13 protein-coding genes and 1 pseudogene are annotated in these 18,880 nt (G+C 71.4%); 3 read left to right on the top strand and 11 right to left on the bottom strand.

Translation table 11 applies throughout. The features are described 5' to 3' along the window. Positions 1-57 precede the first annotated feature (57 nt). Both ACZ4WH_RS20115 and ACZ4WH_RS20120 read left to right on the top strand, forming a co-directional pair. A complete protein-coding gene (locus ACZ4WH_RS20115) occupies positions 58-804 on the top strand; it encodes a response regulator transcription factor (RefSeq protein ID WP_468182199.1) in 747 nt (248 codons plus the stop codon). A 1-nt stretch (position 805) separates the two neighbouring features. After that, on the top strand, positions 806-1,915 hold the full coding sequence (locus ACZ4WH_RS20120) for a sensor histidine kinase (protein ID WP_468182201.1): 1,110 nt from the start codon (positions 806-808) through the stop codon (positions 1,913-1,915). A gap of 332 nt (positions 1,916-2,247) precedes the next feature. On the opposite strand, the gene ACZ4WH_RS20125 is transcribed toward ACZ4WH_RS20120, so the two are convergent. The 5 genes from ACZ4WH_RS20125 to ACZ4WH_RS20145 all read right to left on the bottom strand — a co-directional run bounded on the left by ACZ4WH_RS20125 (position 2,248) and on the right by ACZ4WH_RS20145 (position 7,928). Continuing rightward, on the bottom strand, positions 2,248-3,237 hold the full coding sequence (locus ACZ4WH_RS20125) for an NAD-dependent epimerase/dehydratase family protein (protein ID WP_468182203.1): 990 nt from the start codon (positions 3,235-3,237) through the stop codon (positions 2,248-2,250). 184 nt (positions 3,238-3,421) lie between these two features. After that, the gene (locus ACZ4WH_RS20130) at positions 3,422-4,819 is read right to left on the bottom strand and encodes a GH1 family beta-glucosidase (protein ID WP_468182205.1); all 1,398 of its coding nucleotides are present in this window, start codon (positions 4,817-4,819) and stop codon (positions 3,422-3,424) included. 36 nt (positions 4,820-4,855) lie between these two features. Further along, positions 4,856-5,683 carry a carbohydrate ABC transporter permease gene (locus tag ACZ4WH_RS20135; protein WP_468182207.1) on the bottom strand — a complete coding sequence of 276 codons (828 nt, stop codon included), beginning with the start codon at positions 5,681-5,683 and terminating at the stop codon, positions 4,856-4,858. A 5-nt stretch (positions 5,684-5,688) separates the two neighbouring features. After that, the gene (locus ACZ4WH_RS20140; protein WP_468182209.1) at positions 5,689-6,642 is read right to left on the bottom strand and encodes a carbohydrate ABC transporter permease; all 954 of its coding nucleotides are present in this window, start codon (positions 6,640-6,642) and stop codon (positions 5,689-5,691) included. Positions 6,643-6,653: 11 nt separating this feature from the next. Next, the gene (locus ACZ4WH_RS20145; protein WP_468182211.1) at positions 6,654-7,928 is read right to left on the bottom strand and encodes an ABC transporter substrate-binding protein; all 1,275 of its coding nucleotides are present in this window, start codon (positions 7,926-7,928) and stop codon (positions 6,654-6,656) included. 281 nt (positions 7,929-8,209) lie between these two features. On the opposite strand from ACZ4WH_RS20145, the gene yicI reads away from it, so the two are divergent. After that, positions 8,210-10,480 carry an alpha-xylosidase gene (gene yicI, locus ACZ4WH_RS20150; RefSeq protein ID WP_468182213.1) on the top strand — a complete coding sequence of 757 codons (2,271 nt, stop codon included), beginning with the start codon at positions 8,210-8,212 and terminating at the stop codon, positions 10,478-10,480. Positions 10,481-10,631: 151 nt separating this feature from the next. Here the strand turns inward: yicI and ACZ4WH_RS20155 are convergent, their stop codons facing one another. The 6 genes and pseudogenes from ACZ4WH_RS20155 to ACZ4WH_RS20180 all read right to left on the bottom strand — a co-directional run bounded on the left by ACZ4WH_RS20155 (position 10,632) and on the right by ACZ4WH_RS20180 (position 18,866). Next, a complete protein-coding gene (locus ACZ4WH_RS20155; RefSeq protein ID WP_468182215.1) occupies positions 10,632-13,052 on the bottom strand; it encodes a SpoIIE family protein phosphatase in 2,421 nt (806 codons plus the stop codon). A gap of 103 nt (positions 13,053-13,155) precedes the next feature. Then, a pseudogene (locus ACZ4WH_RS20160) lies at positions 13,156-13,855 on the bottom strand (SDR family NAD(P)-dependent oxidoreductase). 237 nt (positions 13,856-14,092) lie between these two features. Next, the gene (locus ACZ4WH_RS20165; RefSeq protein WP_468182217.1) at positions 14,093-16,303 is read right to left on the bottom strand and encodes a xanthine dehydrogenase family protein molybdopterin-binding subunit; all 2,211 of its coding nucleotides are present in this window, start codon (positions 16,301-16,303) and stop codon (positions 14,093-14,095) included. Continuing rightward, positions 16,300-17,289 carry an FAD binding domain-containing protein gene (locus ACZ4WH_RS20170; protein ID WP_468182219.1) on the bottom strand — a complete coding sequence of 330 codons (990 nt, stop codon included), beginning with the start codon at positions 17,287-17,289 and terminating at the stop codon, positions 16,300-16,302. Before ACZ4WH_RS20170 ends, ACZ4WH_RS20165 begins: the two co-directional genes overlap by 4 nt. A 2-nt stretch (positions 17,290-17,291) precedes the next feature. Then, complete coding sequence (locus ACZ4WH_RS20175; RefSeq protein ID WP_468182221.1) at positions 17,292-17,759, bottom strand: (2Fe-2S)-binding protein; 468 nt, start codon at positions 17,757-17,759, stop codon at positions 17,292-17,294. A 213-nt stretch (positions 17,760-17,972) separates the two neighbouring features. Next, positions 17,973-18,866 (bottom strand): helix-turn-helix domain-containing protein, encoded by an 894-nt coding sequence (locus tag ACZ4WH_RS20180; protein WP_468182223.1) that lies wholly within the window; start codon positions 18,864-18,866, stop codon positions 17,973-17,975. Positions 18,867-18,880 lie beyond the last annotated feature (14 nt).

Here is an 18,880-nt window from a genome sequence, read left to right on the forward strand (position 1 = left end):
GCCCGGTGCGAGGCTGGAGGCATGCAGCAGCCGCACGTGCCCGCGAGGCGCCCAGCCATGGACGGGACCGCACCCGACACCGCCGAACCGGCTCCCCGGTCCGCCCCCGGTGCCGCCCGGGTCCTGGTCGTCGACGACGACGCGACCGTCGCCGAGATCGTCGCCGGATACCTGGGCCGGGCCGGATACGTGGTCGACCGCGCCGCCGACGGCCCCACCGCCCTCACCCGCGCCGCCGCCCACTGGCCGGACCTGGTGGTGCTGGACCTGATGCTGCCCGGCATGGACGGCCTGGAGGTCTGCCGGCGGCTGCGCGCGCGGGCCGCCGTGCCCGTCGTCATGCTCACCGCCCGCGGTGACGAGGACGACCGCATCACGGGTCTGGAGGTCGGCGCCGACGACTACGTGACCAAGCCGTTCAGCCCCCGCGAACTGGTCCTGCGGGTGCAGTCGGTGCTCCGCCGCGCGCTGCCCGGCGCGGGCACCGGCCCGCTGGCCACGGCCGGTGTGACCGTCGACCCGGCCGCCCGCCGCGCCACCAAGAACGGCACCGAACTTGCCCTCACCCTGCGGGAGTTCGACCTCCTCGCCTTCTTCCTGCGGCACCCGGGACGGGCGTACAGCCGGGAGGACCTGATGCGCAAGGTGTGGGGCTGGGACTTCGGCGACCTGTCCACCGTGACGGTCCACATCCGCCGGCTGCGCGGCAAGGTCGAGGACGACCCCGCCCGGCCGCGCCTGATCCAGACCGTGTGGGGTGTCGGCTACCGCTTCGAGCCGAGCGGCGCGGAAGGGGAGGGCTGACGTGCGCGACACCTTTCTCATCGCCCTGCTCGCCTTCGCCGGGGCCGCCGTCACGGGCCTGGCCGGGGCCGCCGCGCTACGGCTGCTGCGGCGCCGCTCGCTCACCGTGTCCCTCACCGTGATCGCGGCGGTCGGCGTGGGCGGCGTGCTCGCCGGCACCCTCGCGGTCGCCTGGGCGATGTTCCTGTCCACCCACGACCTGACCGTGGTGACGACGGTCGTCGCCATGGCGGCCGTGGTCTCCCTGGCGACCGCGCTGATACTGGGCCGCTGGGTCGTCGCCCGCAGTCACGAACTCGCCATGGCGGCACGCTCGTTCGGCGAGGCCGGCGACTTCGCCGCCCCCGAGGGCCCGGCCACCGCCGAACTGGCGGAACTGAGCCGCGAGTTGGCGGCCACCAGCGCGAGACTCGCCGAATCCCGGGAACGGGAACGCCTGCTGGAGACCTCACGCCGGGAACTCGTCGCGTGGATCTCCCACGACCTGCGGACCCCGCTCGCCGGTCTGCGCGCCATGTCGGAGGCCCTGGAGGACGGCGTCGCCGACGACCCCGACCGCTATCTGAAGCAGATCCGCACCGAGGTCGAGCGCCTCAACGACATGGTCGGCGACCTCTTCGAACTCTCCCGCATCCACGCCGGAACGCTCCCGCTGAGCCCGTCCCGGATCTCCCTCTACGACCTCGTCGGCGACGCCCTCGCGGGAGCCGACCCGCTCGCCCGCGCCCACGGCGTACGGCTGGTCGGCGACCGGGTGGAGCCGGTCCCCGTCGAGGTCGACGCCAAGGAGATGAGCCGCGTCCTGGGCAACCTGCTGGTCAACGCCATCCGCCGGACGCCCGCCGACGGCACCGTCGCCGTCACCGCCGAGCGCTCGCCCGACGGCGTGGTGCTCTCCGTGACGGACGGCTGCGGCGGCATCCCGGAGGAGGATTTGCCGCGCGTGTTCGACACCGGCTGGCGCGGCAGCCACGCCCGGACCCCGCCGGCCGGCGCGGGCCTGGGCCTCGCCATCGTGCGCGGGATCGTGGAGGCCCACCAGGGCCGGGCCGCCGTACACAACATCCCCGGCGGCTGCCGCTTCGAGGTCACGCTTCCGGCGGCCCCCTAGGGCTGTCCGGAACGCCCCTCGTTCGGGCGGTTCAGCAGGGAAGGCGGTGGTCGGGGCGAGGCGCGCCCCGGTACCCCTGAGCCACGAAACCCCCCGCTCTCCTCCGCGCCTTTTCCGCCCTGGCCGCCCTCTGCCCAGTCCTCGCCGGCTCCGCGCACGCCAACACCGTCCACACGCCCACGGTGGAGGGGTCATCGGTGTGCTGAGCGCCTACCGGGGCACGGCGTCGTACGCGATCCGCCTCCCCGTCCACTCCAGCACGAGGCCGTTCCGTTCGGAGCACCAGGGACCATGCCGGCCGAGCATGATCCCGGCAGACGTTCCAGCCCCGGTCACTCCGAGGCCGCGAACTCCCGCATGCCGTCCTGGAAGCCGACCTCCGGCTTCCAGCCCAGTTCCGCCCGCAGCCGTGAGGAGTCGGCGGTGATGTGCCGTACGTCCCCGAGCCGGTACTCCCCGGTGACGACCGGCGCGGGGCCGCCGTGGGCGTCGGCCAGCGCGCGGGCCATCTCCCCGACGGTGTGCGGCTCGCCGCTGCCGGTGTTGTACGCGGTCAGCGCCCCCGGCGCGGACCCCGCCTCCAGCGCCACCACGTTGGCCGCGGCCACGTCCCGCACATGCACGAAGTCCCGGCGCTGCCGCCCGTCCTCGAACACGCGGGGCGCCTCGCCCCGGGCGAGCGCGGACCGGAAGAAGGAGGCGACGCCGGCGTAGGGGGTGTCGCGGGGCATCCGGGGCCCGTACACGTTGTGGTAGCGCAGCGACACGGCGGACCCGCCGGTCGACCGGGCCCAGGCGGCGGCCAGATGCTCCTGCGCGAGCTTGGTCGTGGCGTACACATTGCGCGGATCGGCCGGCGCCTCCTCGCCGACCAGCCCGGGGGTCAGCTCCGCGCCGCACACCGGACACCTCGGCTCGAACCGCCCCGCGTCCAGATCGGCGACGGCCCGCGGCCCCGGCCGCACGACCCCGTCGCGCGGGCACACGTACCGCCCCTCGCCGTACACGACCATCGACCCGGCCAGCACGAGGTGCCGTACCCCCGCCTCGGCCATGGCGGCGAGCAGGACGGCCGTGCCCAGGTCATTGCGGGAGACGTACTCCGCCGCGTCCGCGAACCCCACCCCGAGCCCGACCATCGCGGCCTGATGGCAGACGGCGTCCACGCCGGCCACGGCCCGCGCGACCGCCACGGGATCGCGCACGTCGGCGGCCGGGTCCGTACGCACGTCGAACACGACCGCCTCGTGCCCGCGCGCCGACAGCGCCTCGACGACATGAGACCCGATGAACCCGGCACCGCCGGTGACCAGTACGCGCATACGCCCACGCTAGGCCCGCCCCCGCACCGGACCGACGGGCCGCGCCCGCACGTCACCACTCCGTAAGGCGGGAGCGGAGCAGGGGGCCCGTCGAGGGTGCCGGGGAGCGTGCCCCGACCGGACCATGGCCGACCGTGGGTCCTCCCGACGGCGCGAGGACCAGCGCGTCCGCGCGGGAACCCGGTCAGTCCCGCTGTGCCGCGATCATCGCCCGGTACCAGTGGTAGCTGTCCTTCGGCGTGCGCTGCTGGGTGGCGTAGTCGACCCGGACGATGCCGAAGCGCTTGTCGTAGCCGAAGGCCCACTCGAAGTTGTCCAGCAGGGACCAGACGTAGTAGCCGCGGACGTCGACGCCGGCGTCCATCGCGGCGCGCAGCGCGGTGAGGTGGTCGCGCAGGTAGGCCACCCGGTCGGTGTCGTGCACCGCGCCGTCGGCGGAGAGCGTGTCGTCCTCCGCCGAGCCGTTCTCCGTGATGTGGACCGGCGGCAGCGCGTCGCCGTACCGCTGCTTGAGCTGGACCAGCAGGTCGGTGAAGGAACTGGGGACCACCGGCCAGTCCATCGCCGTGTGCCGTACGCCAGGCAGCCTGACCTCCGCGTAGCGGTTGTCCGTGGCCACCCGCCGCGCCGGGTCGGCCTCGCGGTACGGGGCGTCGGCGACCACGATCGGCCGGTAGTAGTTGACGCCGAGGAAGTCCAGCGGCTGGGAGATCAGCTCCAGGTCGCCGTCCCGCCGGAAGTCCGCCCCGGTGATCAGCTCGCCCCAGGTCTCCTCCTCGGTGGCCGGGTAGCGGCCCGCGAGGATCGGCTCGGTCCACACCAGGTTGTGCTGGGTGTCGGCGCGCACCACGGCCGCGAGGTCGGCGGGGGAGTCGCCGGCCGGCAGGTTGCGGTCGAGGTTGAGGGTGACGCCGACCTCGCGCACCCCGGCCGCCCGCAGCGCCTTCACCGCCAGGCCGTGGCCGACCAGCAGGTGGTGCGCGGCGGCCAGGGCGCCCCGGCCCTCCTGGGCGCCGGGCGCGTGCCGGCCGACGGAGTAGCCGAGGAAGGCGCTGCACCACGGCTCGTTGAGGGTGATCCAGCGCGGCACCCGGTCGCCCAGGTGCTCGGCGACGACGGCCGTGTACTCGGCGAACCGCTCCGCCGTCTCCCGCACCCGCCAGCCGCCCCGGTCCTCGAGCGCCTGCGGCAGGTCCCAGTGGTAGAGGGTCGCGGCCGGTTCGATGCCCGCCGCGAGCAGTTCGTCGACGAGCCGGGAGTAGAAGTCCAGGCCCTTGGGATTCACCGGGCCGGAGCCGTCCGGGACGATCCGCGGCCAGGCGATCGAGAAGCGGTACGAGTCCACGCCCAGGTCGCGCAGCAGCGCCACGTCCTCCGGGTAGCGGTGGTAGTGGTCGCAGGCCACGTCTCCGGTGTCGCCGTTCGCCGTCCGGCCCGGCGTGTGGCTGTAGGTGTCCCAGACCGACGGACCGCGGCCGTCCTCCCGCGCCGCGCCCTCGATCTGGTACGAGGCCGTCGCGGCGCCGAAGACGAAGCCGGGCGGGAAGCTGGGGAAACCGGTGGCGTCGGGGAAGTCAGTCATGTGAGGGGGCCGTCTCCAGGTGTGCGGTGGGGCGGGTCACTTGACGGAACCGCCGGTGATGCCGGCGGCGATGTACTTCTGGGCGAGCACGAGCAGGATCGCCGCGGGCACCGCGGACAGCACGGACGCGGCCATCACCGAGCCCCAGTCACCGACGTGCGCGCCGATGTACTGGTAGATACCCAGTGTGACCGGCTTGACGTCGTCGGTGGTGTTCAGCGTGAGCGCGAACATGAAGTCGCTCCACGAGAAGAGGAAGGCGAACAGCCCCGACGTGATCAGCGAGTTGCGGCTCATCGGCAGCACCACCCGCACGAACGTCCGCACCGGCCCGGCACCGTCCATCTGCGCCGCCTCGATCACCTCACCCGGGATCGACACCATGAAGGACCGCATCAGCACGATCGAGAACGGGATGCCGAGCGAGGCGTCGGCAAGCATCAGGCCGAAGTAGGAGTTGACCAGGCCGAGATCGACGTACGAGTTGTAGAGCGCGTTGGCGATGACGATGCCCGGCACCATCTGGGTGATCAGTGTGCCGAACACGATCGTCCGTGAGCCGCGCAGGCCGAACCGGGCCAGCCCGTAGGCCGCCGGGGCGGCGATCGCCAGGCAGATGACGACCGCGCCGAGCGAGACGGCCAGCGAGGTCAGCAGGTGACCGCCCTGGTCGTCGAGGGCCTTCGAGAAGCCGGACAGGTCCAGGCTGCCGGGCACCGGGTCGACCTGGAGCAGACCCGAGGCGGGCTGGAGGGCGGTGTTGAGCATCCAGTACAGCGGGAACAGCATCACGCACAGGATGAGCACACCGGCGATGGTGGAACCCCAGCGGCGCCCGGATGTCGTGGGCGTGCGAGCGACCATGGACGTCACTTCCCCTCGGTGCGGTTGGCCCGCAGGTAGAACACCGCGAACACCGCGGAGACAAGGATGAGTACGTTGCCGACGACCGCGCCCGCGCCGAAGTCCAGCCGTACGAAGGAGTTCTGGTAGGTCAGCGTGCCCAGGGTCTGGGTGGCGTCGGCCGGGCCGCCGTCGGTGAGCGCGAGGATCAGGTCGAGGATCTTCACCGTCGACATGAAGCCGAGCACGAGGACGACGGTGATCACCGGCTTCAGCTGCGGCAGGGTGATGGAGCGGAAGGTCCGCCAGGCCGAGGCGCCGTCCAGGGAGGCCGCCTCGTACAGCTCCTTGGGGATCTCCTGGAGACCGCCGTAGAGGATGACCATGTTGAACGGGATGCCGATCCAGATGTTGACCAGGATCACCGACAGCAGGGCCATGCCGGGACTGGTCAGCCACGGGGTGTGGCCGCCGAGGCCGAGCGTGTCCAGGAACGCGTTCAGCACGCCCGTGTCCTGGTCGAGGATGCGGCGCCACACGATGCCGGACACCACCATGGGCACCAGCCAGGGCAGCAGGATCAACGACCGCAGGACGCCGTTGAGCGGGAAGCGGCGGCTGAAGAACACCGCGAGCGCGAGCCCGATGCAGAACTGGCCGAGCAGCGAGCCGGCGGTGAAGACCAGGGTGTGCCAGAGCGCCTTGCCGAACAGCGGGTCCTGGAACACGTTCGACCAGTTGTCGGCGCCGTTGAAGGGCGACTCACCGGTGAAGAACGTCTTCGGCGTGAAGTGCTGGAAGCTCATCACGACGTTGCGGACGAGCGGGTAGCCGAAGAACAGCAGCATGAAGACGACCGCGGGGGCGACGAACCCCCACTGGGCCAGCCTGCGGCGGCGGCGCAGCCGGGCCGGGTCCGGCGCGGCGGCCGTCCTGGACGCCTTCTTCGGCGCCTGAGCGGTGACGATGGACGTGGTCATGGTGGCGTACCTCAGTTCCCGCTCGTGGCCCGCTGCTGGGCGCGCTTCAGGGCGGCCTCGCTGGACTGGCCGGTCAGGGCGGACTGGAAGGCGCTCTGGAGGGCGAGCGACACACTCGGCCAGCCGGCGCCGAGCTTGGCGGTCCGGGACCGGGCGGCGGCCACCTGGTCGGCGAGCGCGTCCAGTTCGGGCACCCGCTTGCGCCATACGGCGGCGGCCTTGGCGTTCGCCGGGACCATCCAGCTGTTGAGCGCGTAGGTCAGCTGTTCCTTCTGGCCGGCCAGACAGGCGACGATCTCGCCCGCCCGCTTCTCGCGCGCCTTGTCACCGGTGTTGGGCACGGTGAGCACGGCACCGCCCAGCGGGCCGACGGAGGGCGCGCCCGCCCGGGGGACCGGTATCCGGGCGATGCCCCAGTGCAGCGACTTCTTGGTGTTGAGCGTCTCGACCTGCCAGGGGCCGTTGATCATCATCGCCGCGTTGCCGGCCATGAACTGGTCGTTGACGTCCGCCTGCGTCCAGCTGACCGTCGACTTCGACAGCGAGCCGTCCGCCAGCAGGGCCTTCCAGTAGTCGAGCGCCCCGACGACCTGCGGGCTGTCCAGCGCGGTCTCGTCGCCGCCGTTGGACCACATGAACGGCGTGAACTGGAAGACGCCGTCCTCCGCGCCGCCCGCGCTGAGCGCCAGCCCGTACCGCTTGCCCTCGGTGAGCTTCTTCGCGGCCTTCCGCAGCTCGTCCCAGGTGGTGGGAATCCTCACGCCGGCCTGGTCGAGGATGTCCTTGTTGTAGAACAGCGCCAGCGTGTTCACCGACCGGGCCGCGCCGTAGTACGTCCCCTTGTACGAGCCGAAGTTGACGATGCCCTGGGGGATGTCCCGGGTGCTCAGACCAAGGGTCTTGAGGTCGACCAGGCCGCCCGCCTCGGCGAACGTCGGCATCTCCGAGGCGTCGAACTGGACGATGTCGGGCAGCGACTTCGAGGACGCCATGCGCAGCGCCTTCGTCATCACCTGCGCGGCCGGGACGCTCTGCTGCTCGATGGTGACGCCGAGCCGCTTGCCGCAGCGGGCCATCGCCTCGGCGTCCCAGCGGTGGTAGGTCTCGTCGGTCGAGGAGTTCATCACGGTGTAGACGTCGCTGTCGCGCTGCTGACCGCATCCGGTCAGGGCCGCCCCGGCGACCAGGACCGACACGGCGGTGAGCGGTGCCACGGCCCTGCGGGAGCGTCCCCGGCGCGCGGCGGCCGGGGACCTCTCGGGAATGCGATTGAAGCGCTTCGACATGCTGCGGCCCTTGCTGTCGTATGCCCGGCCTCATCGCCGGGGCTTTTGTTTGGCCTGATGACTAATACGTCACTCCCCGGGCGTCACGCTAGACCTGTACGCGTGTTCGTCCGAGCACGCAGCGAAGTGGCACGCGGTGACCCGATAGAGAATCCGCAGGTCAACGCGTTGATGCTTGCGTGAAGCACGCTTGACAACGATTTCTCCTGTGTACGATCAACTCGCCGGGCGACAGCCTCCGCAGTCCCCCGCCGACCAGCCCCGCTCCCCCGAGGAAGACCATGAAGTTCACCAACGGGTTCTGGCGCATCCGCGACGGTGTCCAGGTCGCGTACGCCACCGAGGCGCGTGACGTGCGCGTCGAATCGAAGCGCTTCACCGCCCATGCCGCCGTGCAGAAGGTGACGCGCAGAGGGGACACGCTCAACGCGCCGCTCCTCACCGTCGACTGCTTCTCACCCGCCGAGGGCGTCATCGGCGTGCGCGTCACCCATCACGCCGGGAAGCTGCGTCCGGGACCGGACTTCGCCCTCGCGGCCGAGCCCGGCGGTGCGGGCGAGGTCCGCCGGGACGGCACCCTCACCGAGCTGACCAGCGGCCCGCTGACCCTGCGCCTGGACCGGGCCGCCCCGTGGTCGCTGACCTTCCACGACGCGGACGGACGGGAGCTGACCCGGTCCGGCCGCAAGGGCACCGCCTTCGCCACCACCGACGACGGCGCGCACCACGTCCTCGCCCAGCTCGCGCTCGGCGTCGGCGAGCAGATCTACGGCCTCGGCGAGCGCTTCACGCCGTTCGTCAAGAACGGCCAGGTCGTCGACATCTGGCAGGCCGACGGCGGCACCAGCAGCGAGCAGGCCTACAAGAACATCCCCTTCTACCTGTCCTCGCGCGGCTACGGCGTCTTCGTCAACCACCCCGGCGCGGTCTCCTTCGAGGTCGGCTCCGAGTCCGTCGGGCAGGTGCAGTTCAGCGTCGAGGACCAGACGCTGGAGTACTACGTCGTCGCCGGCCCCACACCGAAGGACGTCCTCACCCGCTACACCGCCTTCACCGGCCGTCCGGCCCTGCCGCCCGCCTGGTCCTTCGGGCTGTGGCTGACCACGTCCTTCACCACGGACTACGACGAGCCGACGGTGATGTCGTTCGTGGACGGCATGGCCGAGCGGGGCATCCCGCTGTCCGTCTTCCACTTCGACTGCTTCTGGATGCGCGAGTACCAGTGGTGCGACTTCGAGTGGGACCCGGAGGTCTTCCCCGACCCCGAGGGGATGCTCGCCCGGCTGAGGGCCAAGGGCCTGAAGGTCAGCGCCTGGATCAACCCGTACATCGCGCAGAAGTCCCCGCTGTTCGATGAGGCCGCGGCGCTCGGGCACCTGGTGCGGCGGCCGAACGGTGACGTGTGGCAGTGGGACCTGTGGCAGGCCGGCATGGGGCTGGTCGACTTCACCAGCCCCGACGCCCGCGCCTGGTTCCAGTCCAAGCTGAAGCCCCTGCTGGACCAGGGCGTGGACTGCTTCAAGACGGACTTCGGCGAGCGTATCCCGACCGACGTCGTCTGGCACGACGGCTCCGACCCGGAGCGGATGCACAACTACTACACCCACCTGTACAACCAGACCGTGTTCGAACTCCTCGAGAAGGAGCGCGGACAGGGCGAGGCGGTGCTCTTCGCCCGCTCCGCGACGGCGGGCGGTCAGCAGTACCCCGTGCACTGGGGCGGCGACTGCTGGTCGTCCTTCGAGGCCATGGCCGAGTCGCTCCGGGGCGGCCTGTCCCTGTCGCTGAGCGGCTTCGGGTTCTGGAGCCACGACATCGGAGGCTTCGAGGGCACGCCGGACGCAGCCGTCTTCAAGCGCTGGCTGGCCTTCGGCCTGCTGTCCTCCCACAGCCGGCTGCACGGTTCGTCGTCCTACCGGGTGCCGTGGGAGTTCGGCGACGAGGCCGTCGACGTCGCCCGGCGGTTCACCCTGCTCAAGCACCGCCTGATGCCCTACCTGTACGGCGCCTCCGTCGAGGCCCACCGCACCGGCGTCCCGGTGATGCGGCCCATGGTCCTCGAATTCCCGCACGACCCGGCCTGCCGCCCGCTCGACCGCCAGTACATGCTGGGCGCCGACCTCCTGGTCGCCCCGGTGTTCAGCGAGGACGGCCAGGTGGAGGTCTACCTCCCCGAGGGCACCTGGACCCATCTCCTCACCGGCGAACAGGTCACCGGCCCGGTGTGGCGCACCGAACGGCACGGCTACGACAGCCTTCCGCTCTACGTCCGCGAGGGCGCCGTCCTGCCGCTGACCACCGACGACAAGCGCCCCGACGGCGACTGGCTGGACGACCTGGTCCTGCTGGTCCATCCCGCGGACTCGGCGACGTACACCCGTGAGGTCGGCGTCCCCGACCTGACGGGTGCGCCGGCCGCGGTGTTCCGCGTCCGCCGTGACGGCGACCTGCTGCGGGTCACCGTGGACGGTACCGACCGCCCCTTCACCGTGCGCGTCGCCGGCGGGGCGAGCGCCGAGGGCACGGGCGAGGTGACGGTCCCGCTGCGCTGACCGAGGAGCGCCGGAGCGCCACGGGGGTCCACGGCGGCGGTGACCGGAGATCCGGCACACCGCCGCGTGGACCGGGTGTCAGTGGTCCCCCTCTTGGAGATCTCGTTGGACCATGAATCGGCACCCGCGCGCAGGCGGGCGGGTGACCAGCTCACTCCATGCGCTCGGGGATGGTCTGCTCGACCCAGACGGTCTTGCCGTCCTCGGTGTAGCGGGTGCCCCACCGTTCGGAGCACCGGGCGACGAGCAGCAGCCCACGGCCGCCCTCGTCGGTGGTGCGGGCGTGCCGCAACCGTGGTGAGGTGCTGCTGCCGTCGGAGACCTCGCAGGTCAGTACATGGCCGCGGATGAGGCGCAGCCGCACAGGAGGCCTGGCGTAGCGGATGGCGTTGGTGACGAGTTCGCTGGCTATCAGCTCGGTGGTGAACGCCGCTTCGTCCATGTCCCACGCCGTGAGCTGCCGCGCGACGAGCGACCGGGCCCTGGAGACCACGGACGGATCGCTCGGCAGGTCCCACGACACGACCCGGTCCGGCCCCAGCGTGTTCGTGCGGGCGATCTGGACGGCGGCGTCCTCCCGGAGGGGGTGCGGGATCAGTGCTTCGGTCACCCGGCTGCATGCCTGGCGCGCGGAGCCGGAGAACCCGGCGAGGAGGCCGGCCAGGCGCTCGCGGCCACGGTCTTCGGGGTGCTGCTGGAAGAGGCCCGGCGTGTACAGGGCGAGCAGCGAACCCTCGGGAAGGTCGATGTCGACTTTCTCGAACGGCTCACCGGCGCGGGCCAGGGCGGCGCCGACCGGCGGCTCCAGGGTCGCCACCGTGCCGTCGGGGCGCACGATCACGGGCCCGGGGTGGTCCGCGCTGGAGACGGCGCAGCGTCGTGACACGGGGTCGTAGATCAGGTAAAGGCACGTCGCGCCGGCCTCGTTTCCGCCCGCGGACCTCAGCGTGTCCCGAGCCGGCCCTGGTCGGCGGTCCCCGGCCCCGTGCCCGTTGCCGCCGTTGAGCCGGCGCACCAGGTCGTCGAGCCGGGCGAGCAGTTCATCCGGCTCCAGGTCCAGGTCGGACAGGGTGTGCACCGCGGCGCGGAGCCGTCCCGCGGCCGCGGCGGTCTCCACGCCGTGGCCGGGCACACGGCCCGCGACGAGGGCCACCCGGGCGCCGGAGAGCGGTATCGCGTCGACCCAGTCGCCGCCGGAGCCCGCGTGCACGTACTCGTGCGCCACATCGAGAGCCTGGTCAGGGGGGAGTCCGCCCGGACGCAGGGCGTGTCGCAGGGCGGTCAGGGAATGACGCTCCCGCAGGTAGCGGCGGGCGTTGTCGAGGCACGCCGCCGTGCGCAACGCGAGTTCTCCGGCCAGGGTCAGATCATCACGTTCGAAAGCCCTGCGCTCTCCCCAGCGGCAGAACGTGGCGAGCCCGAGGGCTCGGTGCTGCGAGAGCAGCGGTACGAGCATCAGCGAGTGGACCTCGTCCCCGGGCGCCCGCAGGCTGCGCAGCGCGCGCTGTCCGAGGGAACTCCGCGGATCGACCATGCGCGGCTCAAGATCGGCGAGGGCCTCGGCAGCGGCCACCGGCGGCAGGGCGCCGTCCTGATCGCAGGCCGTCCAGGGCTCCGCGTCGTCCCGGGACCGGCAAGCCGCCCGGCGCAGCACGGTCTCGCCTCGTACGGGACCGGGTTCCAGGTCCTCTCCCGCCAGTACCGCCTCCACCACCTCCACGGCCATGCCGTCGGCCAGCTCCGGCACGGACACCTCCGCAAGGCCCCGAACGGTGTCGAGCACATCGAGGGCGGAACCGATCCGCGTGCCGGCCCGCGCGAGCACCTTCAGCCGCTCCTGCGCCAGGTGGCGGTCGGTGACGTCGACGGTCGCGTCGGCTACGCCCAGGAGCCGGCCCTGGTCGTCCTGAAGGGGGAAGACGGAAGCCGAGTAGACATGTTCGTGCTCGGGATCTCCTGGCGGACGCATGTGCTTCTCGACGCCGATGACCGGCTGCCCCGTGGCGAGCACCTTTTCCATCACGCGCTCCACCGATTCCGTGGGCATACCGGGCCACACTTCCGTGGGACGTCTGCCGACGGCTTCCGCGACGGAGGAGCCCTGCATGCCTTCGGCCGCGGGGTTGAACCGGACGATCCGCAGATCGGGATCGAGGAGGTACAGACCCGCGGGGGACACGGTGAAGAGTGTCTCCAGGAGGGCTCGGTCGAGTGCGGCGGTCGGGCTCGCCCGTTCCACCGGGGTGAGGGTCACCACCCACCCGCTCCCCGCCTCGCCCTCGCGCTCGGGGCGGACGGTCAGCCGGCAGGGCAGGAAGGCGCCGTCCCGGCACCGCAGTGGTACGGCGATGTCGCCGATGGCCGCTTGCGAGGGCGCGGTCGGGCCGGCACCGGTGAGCAGGTCGATCACCGGGCGGCCCACCATGGCACGAGCCGGGTGGCCCAGCAGCCCTTCGGCCGCCGGACTCCACTCGACGACCGTGCCCCGCCGGTCCATGACCATGTGGGCCTGGTTCTCCGCCGTGACGCCGTCGTCGGGGCCACTGCGGTCGGTGGCATCAGATGCACCCATGGTCATCAGCTCTCACTTGCCTCAGAGCTCGGTACGCCCCTCAGTGTCCTCCAGGACGGGCGTCCGCGACATCCGAGCCGCCCGGCGGTCAAGGAAGTGACTCTCACGCGATCTGTTCCCCTTCGGGGTGGTCGGTGGACTCGGACAGCTCGCTCCAAGCGGCCGTCTCGGCGTCGAAGGCGGAGCGGGCCTCGGCGACCAGCCGGAGCGCGTCGCTGCCGAGGATGAGGTGGGTCGGCGGGTTGTCGTCCTCGACGACCGTGAGCAGGGCACGGCCGGCCTGGGCGGGATCGCCGAGCTGCTGACCACCCATGTCGAGGCGGCGCTCGCGGATCGGGGCGAAGACCGGTTGGTAGTCGGCGATGGCGCTCTCGACCCGGTCCATGCAGACCGCCCATGGAGGTCACGAACAGGATGTGACCGGCACGGCGCTCGCGCATCCGGGGCAGGACGGCCCGGGTGACCGCAACAGCCCCGAAGACGTTGACGTCGAGCTGGTGGCGGAAGGTGCTGAGCGGGGTCTCCTCCAAGATGCCCTCGACACCGTAACCGGCGTTGTTGACGAGCACGTCTATGGGACCTGTCTCGTCCTCGACCGCCGCCACAGTCGGCGCGACGGCGTCGGTGTCGGTGACGTCGAGCACGCGGGCGTGGGCGCGGTCCGGGGCGAGCTGTTCGAAGGCGGCGATCCGGTCCGGGTCGCGGACGGTGCCGACGACGGTGTGGCCGGCCTCCAGGGCGGCGGTGGCGAAGGCGCGGCCGAGGCCGCCGCTCACGCCGGTGACGAGGAACGTGCGGAGCATGTGTCTCTCCGTTCGCGTCGATGTCGCGGGCGCGCGCCGGTCGGGGTTCCGGTCGGCAGCACCAGCCGGCGCACCCGTCCGCCGGGAGCGTGTGGCCGACAACGCGGCGGCGCGGACCTCGGGGCCGGATCACCGGCAGGCGGACCGAGCAGACAGCTGTGCCGGACTCGTCCATGGCACGCCGCACATCACGGCCTCGCTCGGTCCATGGGCACAGCACTCTCCGCGGAGCGGGGCTCAGAGCATGAGTTGGTCGATGGTGAACGGAAGGGAGCGCAGGCGGCGTCCGGTGGCGTGGAAGACGGCGTTGCCGATGGCCGCCGCCAGACCGACCAGGCCGACCTCGCCGACTCCCTTTGTCCCGACCGCTGTTGCCCGGTCGGGGCCGCCGACGAACAGCACCTCCATGTCGGGGATGTCGGCGTTCACCGGCATCAGGTAGTCGCCGAACGTGGCGTTGGCGATGCGTCCGGTGTCCCGGTCGGTGGCGGTCTCCTCGAACATGGCCTGGCTGATGCCGCCCACTGTGCCGCCGACGATCTGACTGGTGGCCGTCTTCTCGTTGAGGATGCGGCCGCCGTCGATGACGGAGACCACGCGTGCCACGCGCAGCAGGCCCAGGTCCCGGTCGACGCGCACTTCGACGAACTTGGCCCCGAAGGCGCCCGCCATGGCCATCCCCAGTTCCTCGCTGGCGGGTGGCGTGCTTCTGCCGTCGGCGCTGAGTTCCTCCAGGCCGTGACGGGCCAGGATGTCGACGTACGACTCTCCCTGCTCGGGATCACCGACGCGGTGAACGCGGCCGCCGGTGACGGTCACCTCGTCCACGGCCGCTCCCCGCAGGGGCGAGGCGGCGTCGTCGCGGACCACCTCCAGGAATTCCCGCACCAGGCGCCGGCAGGCGGCGTGGACCGCGTTGCCGAGGGCGCCGGTGAGCCCGGACCCGCCGGCCTGGGGCGCGTAGGGCATGTCGGAGTCACCGAGGTCGAAACGCACCCGGGTGACGTCCAGGCCCAGGAGTTCGGCGGCCAGTTGGGTCATGACCGTGTAGGTGCCGGTCCCGATGTCGGTGGCGGCGCTGCGCACATAGGCCGAGCCGTCACGGCGCACGGTGGCACGGGCCTGGCACGGCACCTGGTAGAAGGGATAGGAGACGCCGGCCATGCCGTAGCCGACGAGCCAGCGGCCGTCACGCATGGAGCCCGGCTCCGGCGTCCGCCGTGACCAGCCGAACCGGTCGGCGCCCTCCAGGCAGCACTCCCGCAGCGCCTTGCTCGACCAGGGAAGGTCGAGGAGCGGGTGCCGTTCCGCGTAGTTGCGCAGACGGAACTGAAGGGGGTCCATGCCCAGGGCGTGGGCGACCTCGTCGATCGCGGACTCCAGAGCGAAGTTGCCCTGTCCCTCGGCCGGCGCGCGCATGGAGCCCGGGCAGGGGATGTTCAGGCGCGCCTGCCGGTCGCGGGTCAGGACGTTGGGGCAGGCGTAGGCGACGGCCGAACCGAAGGAGACGGGTTCGTAGTCGTCGTCCTCCATCGCGACCGACGAGATGCCGTGATGCTCGATGGCGACGAGCTGTCCGTCACGGGTGGCACCGATCCTGATCTGCTGGACGCTGTCGGGCCGGTGCCCCACGGAGGTGAACATCTCGGGCCGGGTCAGCACCAGCTTGACCGGCCGGTTGACCTCGCGGGCCGCCAGCACGGTGAGGATCACGTGCGGCCACACCCGCAGTCCGGCGCCGAAGCCGCCCCCGACGAAGGGGGCCAGGACTCTGATCCCGCTCTCCGGGATCTGGAAGACCGTGGCGAGCGAGGTGCGCACGTTGTGGGGCCACTGCGTGGAGTCGTGCACCGTGAGCGCGTCGCCGTGCCAGGACGCGACGGTCGTCATCAGGCCGAGGGGGTTGTTGGTGTTGTCGGGGGTGGTGTAGGTCCCCTCGACGACCACGTCGGACGCGGCGAATCCGGCGTTCACGTCTCCGCGTTCGGTGTCCAGTCCCCAGGGGTTCTCGACGATCTCGGCCCGGGGGTCCTCGACGTCGAGCAGGGCCTCGGTCGCCTCGTACTCGACGCGCACCAGCCGGGCGGCGTACCGGGCCTGCTCCGCGCTCTCCGCCACCACGACCGCGATGTGCTGACCGTAGTGCAGCACGCGGTCGTCCTGCATCGGAGCGGGTGGTGATCCGCCCAGCAGCGTCATCGGCCCGCGCTTCAGCTTCGGCGCGTTCAGATGCGTGATGACGGTCAGCACACCCGGTGCCGCCAGGGCATCGGCCACGTCGATGCCGCGGACGCGCCCCGCGGCGATGGTGCTGCCGACCAAGGCGGCGTGCGCCATGCCGGGGAAGGAGAAGTCGTTGGGGTACCGGGCCTCTCCGGCCACCTTCAGGGGGGCGTCCACGCGGTCGATGCCCGCGCCGACGATCCTGCCGGCTTCGAGAGTCGTCATGACAGCGCTCCTGCGACGGTCTCCAGAGTGCGGACGAGCGTGCGCTTGGCCAGCTCCACCTTGAACGCGGTGCCGGGCAGCGGCCTGGCCTCCCGGAGGGCCGCCTCCGCCGCGTCGCGGAAGGAGTCGGAGCCGGCGCGTGCCCCCCGCAGGATCTCCTCGGCGTCCCAGGCACGCCAGGGGACCGTGCCCACCCCGCCCAGCGCCACCCGGGCCTCCCGAACGAGGCCGTCCTCGATCACGAGAGCGACGCCGGCCGAGACGAGAGCGAACTCGTAGGACACCCGGTCACGGACCTTGAGGTAGTGGGAGCGAGCCCGTTCGGGAAGCAGCGGGATCTCGACAGCGGTGATCAGTTCACCGTGCCGCAGTACGTTCTCGATGTGGGGCGTGTCGCCCGGCGGCAGGTAGAACCGGGTGAGGGGGATCGACCGTGATCCGTCCGCGCCCTGGACATGGACGAGCGCGTCGAGCGCTGTCAGCGGTACCGCGACGTCCGAGGCGTGCAGGGCGATGCAGTGGTCGCTGGTGCCGAGGATGGCGTGCATCCGCTGGATTCCCGTGATGGCGGCGCACCCTGAGCCCGGGGTGCGCTTGTTGCAGGCGGCGACGGTGGGGTCTCTGAAGTAGCGGCACCGGGCCCGCTGGAGCAGGTTGCCGCCGACGGTGGCCATGTTGCGCAGCTGTGTCGAGGCGCCCAGCAGAAGGGCTTCGCGTACGAAGGGCAGCCGCTCGCCCACGACGGGATCGGCGGCCAGCTCCTCCATCGTCGTGAGCGCGCCGACCCGGATCGCCGAGGCGGTGTGCGTGATGCCGCCGAGGGGGAGACGGGTGATGTCGACGAGCCGGTCGGGGTGGAGAACCCCGTCCTTCATGAGATCCAGTTGCGTGGTTCCGCCGGCGAGGAACGAGGCGTGCGGATCGGCGGTGACCACGGCCACGGCCTGGTCGGCGTCGGTGGCCCGGGCGTACTCGAAGGGGTGCATGATCAGCCTTCCGCCATCACTTCGCGAATCGCCGCGCGAATGTTCGGATAGGCGCCGCAGCGGCAGATGTTGCCGCTCATGAACTCGCGGATGTCGTCGTCCGAGTTCGCGCGTCCCTCGGCGATGAGGCAGATCGCGGACATGATCTGCCCCGGTGTGCAGTAGCCGCACTGGAAGGCGTCATGCCGGGCGAAGGCCGCCTGCATGGGGTGCAACTCGCCGTCGACCGACAGGGCTTCCACGGTGGTGATCTCGCGTCCCTCGTACTGGGCGGCCAGCGCCAGACACGACACGACGCGCCTGCCGTCGACCATGACCGTGCAGGCCCCGCACGCGCCCTGGTCGCACCCCTTCTTCGCGCCGGTGAGGCCGATGTGATCACGCAGCGCGTCGAGCAGCGTGACCCGCGTGTCGAGGCGGAGCCGGTGGAGTGTGCCGTTGACGTTCAGGGTGACGTCGACCTGCTTCATGGTGCCTCAATTCTGGTCTTCCCGGTGGGTTTGTTGCCGGAAGGGACATTCCGTTGAGGGGAAGACGTGGCCGCACACCTGCGGGAGGTTGTCGCTGGTGTGAAACTAGTCCGGGTCGGTAGGTTTGTAAACTTGAGGATGAATGTCCCTTTTGTATCGGAATTGATGACCGGGGGAGTCATTGATGACCGGGGGAGTCGGCTCCCCCGGTCATCAACGCGGCGACTGCTCGTCCTTGGACCGGCCGGCCGGGTCCGTCGGCCTTGCGGGGAGTTCGGTGGCGGCCCAGCCGGCCAGGAAGGTCAGGGCCTGCGCGCTCGGCGAGTGCGGCTCCGCGGTGTAGACGAGCAGACTCTGGTCCGTGGACCCCCGCACATCGAGCACCTGGAAGTCCAGGCTCAGCTCCCCGGCGACGGGGTGGACGAACTCCTTGCGGCCCTGACGCTGGCCCCGCACCCTGTGGTCGGACCACCATCGGCGGAAGTCGGGGTCCTTCAGGGAGAGTTCCCCTACGAGCCGGGCGAGTTCGGGATCGTCCGGGTAGCGGGCGGCGTCCATGCGGAGATAGGCCACGCACTCCTGAGCGACTCTCTCCCAGTTCGCGTACAACCCGCGGACCTCGGGGTCGAGAAAGGTGAGCCACATGTGGTTGCGCCGCTTGGCCGGCAGCCTGGAGTAATCGGTGAACAGCGCCGCGCTCAGGCTGTTCCACGCCAGGATGTCCATGCGACGGCCGAGCACGAGCGCCGGGACGTTCACCATGCTGTCCAGCAGGACCTGGGTCGCCCGCGGCACCTGCTGGTTCCTCGGTGCGGTCGGCTTCGCCCCACCGGAGACGCCGGCTTCGGCCGCACACCTCAACAGGTACTCCTCCTCGTCGGGGCGCAGCTCAAGTGCCCTGGCCAGGGCCGAGAGGATGGCGGGCGAGGCCGACTTCGCACGGCCTTGTTCCAGCCTCACGATGTAGTCCACGCTGACGCCTGCCAGCGAGGCGAGTTCCTCGCGCCGCAGTCCCGGCACCCGGCGGTGCCCGGAGGTGGGCAGCCCCACTTGCTCCGCACTGACCCGGGCACGGCATGCGCGCAGGTATGCGCCGAGTTCTGTCACGGCGGCCTCCTTCT

The sequence above is a fragment of the Streptomyces sp. NPDC029138 genome, assembly GCF_055564375.1.

Excerpts from the sequence above, each read along its gene's own strand:
- ACZ4WH_RS20115 (WP_468182199.1), top strand. The coding sequence starts at position 58 with ATGGACGGGACCGCACCCGACACCGCCGAACCGGCTCCCCGGTCCGCC.
- ACZ4WH_RS20125 (WP_468182203.1), bottom strand. The coding sequence starts at position 3,237 with ATGCGCGTACTGGTCACCGGCGGTGCCGGGTTCATCGGGTCTCATGTC.
- ACZ4WH_RS20130 (WP_468182205.1), bottom strand. The coding sequence starts at position 4,819 with ATGACTGACTTCCCCGACGCCACCGGTTTCCCCAGCTTCCCGCCCGGC.
- ACZ4WH_RS20135 (WP_468182207.1), bottom strand. The coding sequence starts at position 5,683 with ATGGTCGCTCGCACGCCCACGACATCCGGGCGCCGCTGGGGTTCCACC.
- ACZ4WH_RS20140 (WP_468182209.1), bottom strand. The coding sequence starts at position 6,642 with ATGACCACGTCCATCGTCACCGCTCAGGCGCCGAAGAAGGCGTCCAGG.
- ACZ4WH_RS20145 (WP_468182211.1), bottom strand. The coding sequence starts at position 7,928 with ATGTCGAAGCGCTTCAATCGCATTCCCGAGAGGTCCCCGGCCGCCGCG.
- yicI (WP_468182213.1), top strand. The coding sequence starts at position 8,210 with ATGAAGTTCACCAACGGGTTCTGGCGCATCCGCGACGGTGTCCAGGTC.
- ACZ4WH_RS20155 (WP_468182215.1), bottom strand. The coding sequence starts at position 13,052 with ATGGGTGCATCTGATGCCACCGACCGCAGTGGCCCCGACGACGGCGTC.
- ACZ4WH_RS20165 (WP_468182217.1), bottom strand. The coding sequence starts at position 16,303 with ATGACGACTCTCGAAGCCGGCAGGATCGTCGGCGCGGGCATCGACCGC.
- ACZ4WH_RS20170 (WP_468182219.1), bottom strand. The coding sequence starts at position 17,289 with ATGCACCCCTTCGAGTACGCCCGGGCCACCGACGCCGACCAGGCCGTG.
- ACZ4WH_RS20175 (WP_468182221.1), bottom strand. The coding sequence starts at position 17,759 with ATGAAGCAGGTCGACGTCACCCTGAACGTCAACGGCACACTCCACCGG.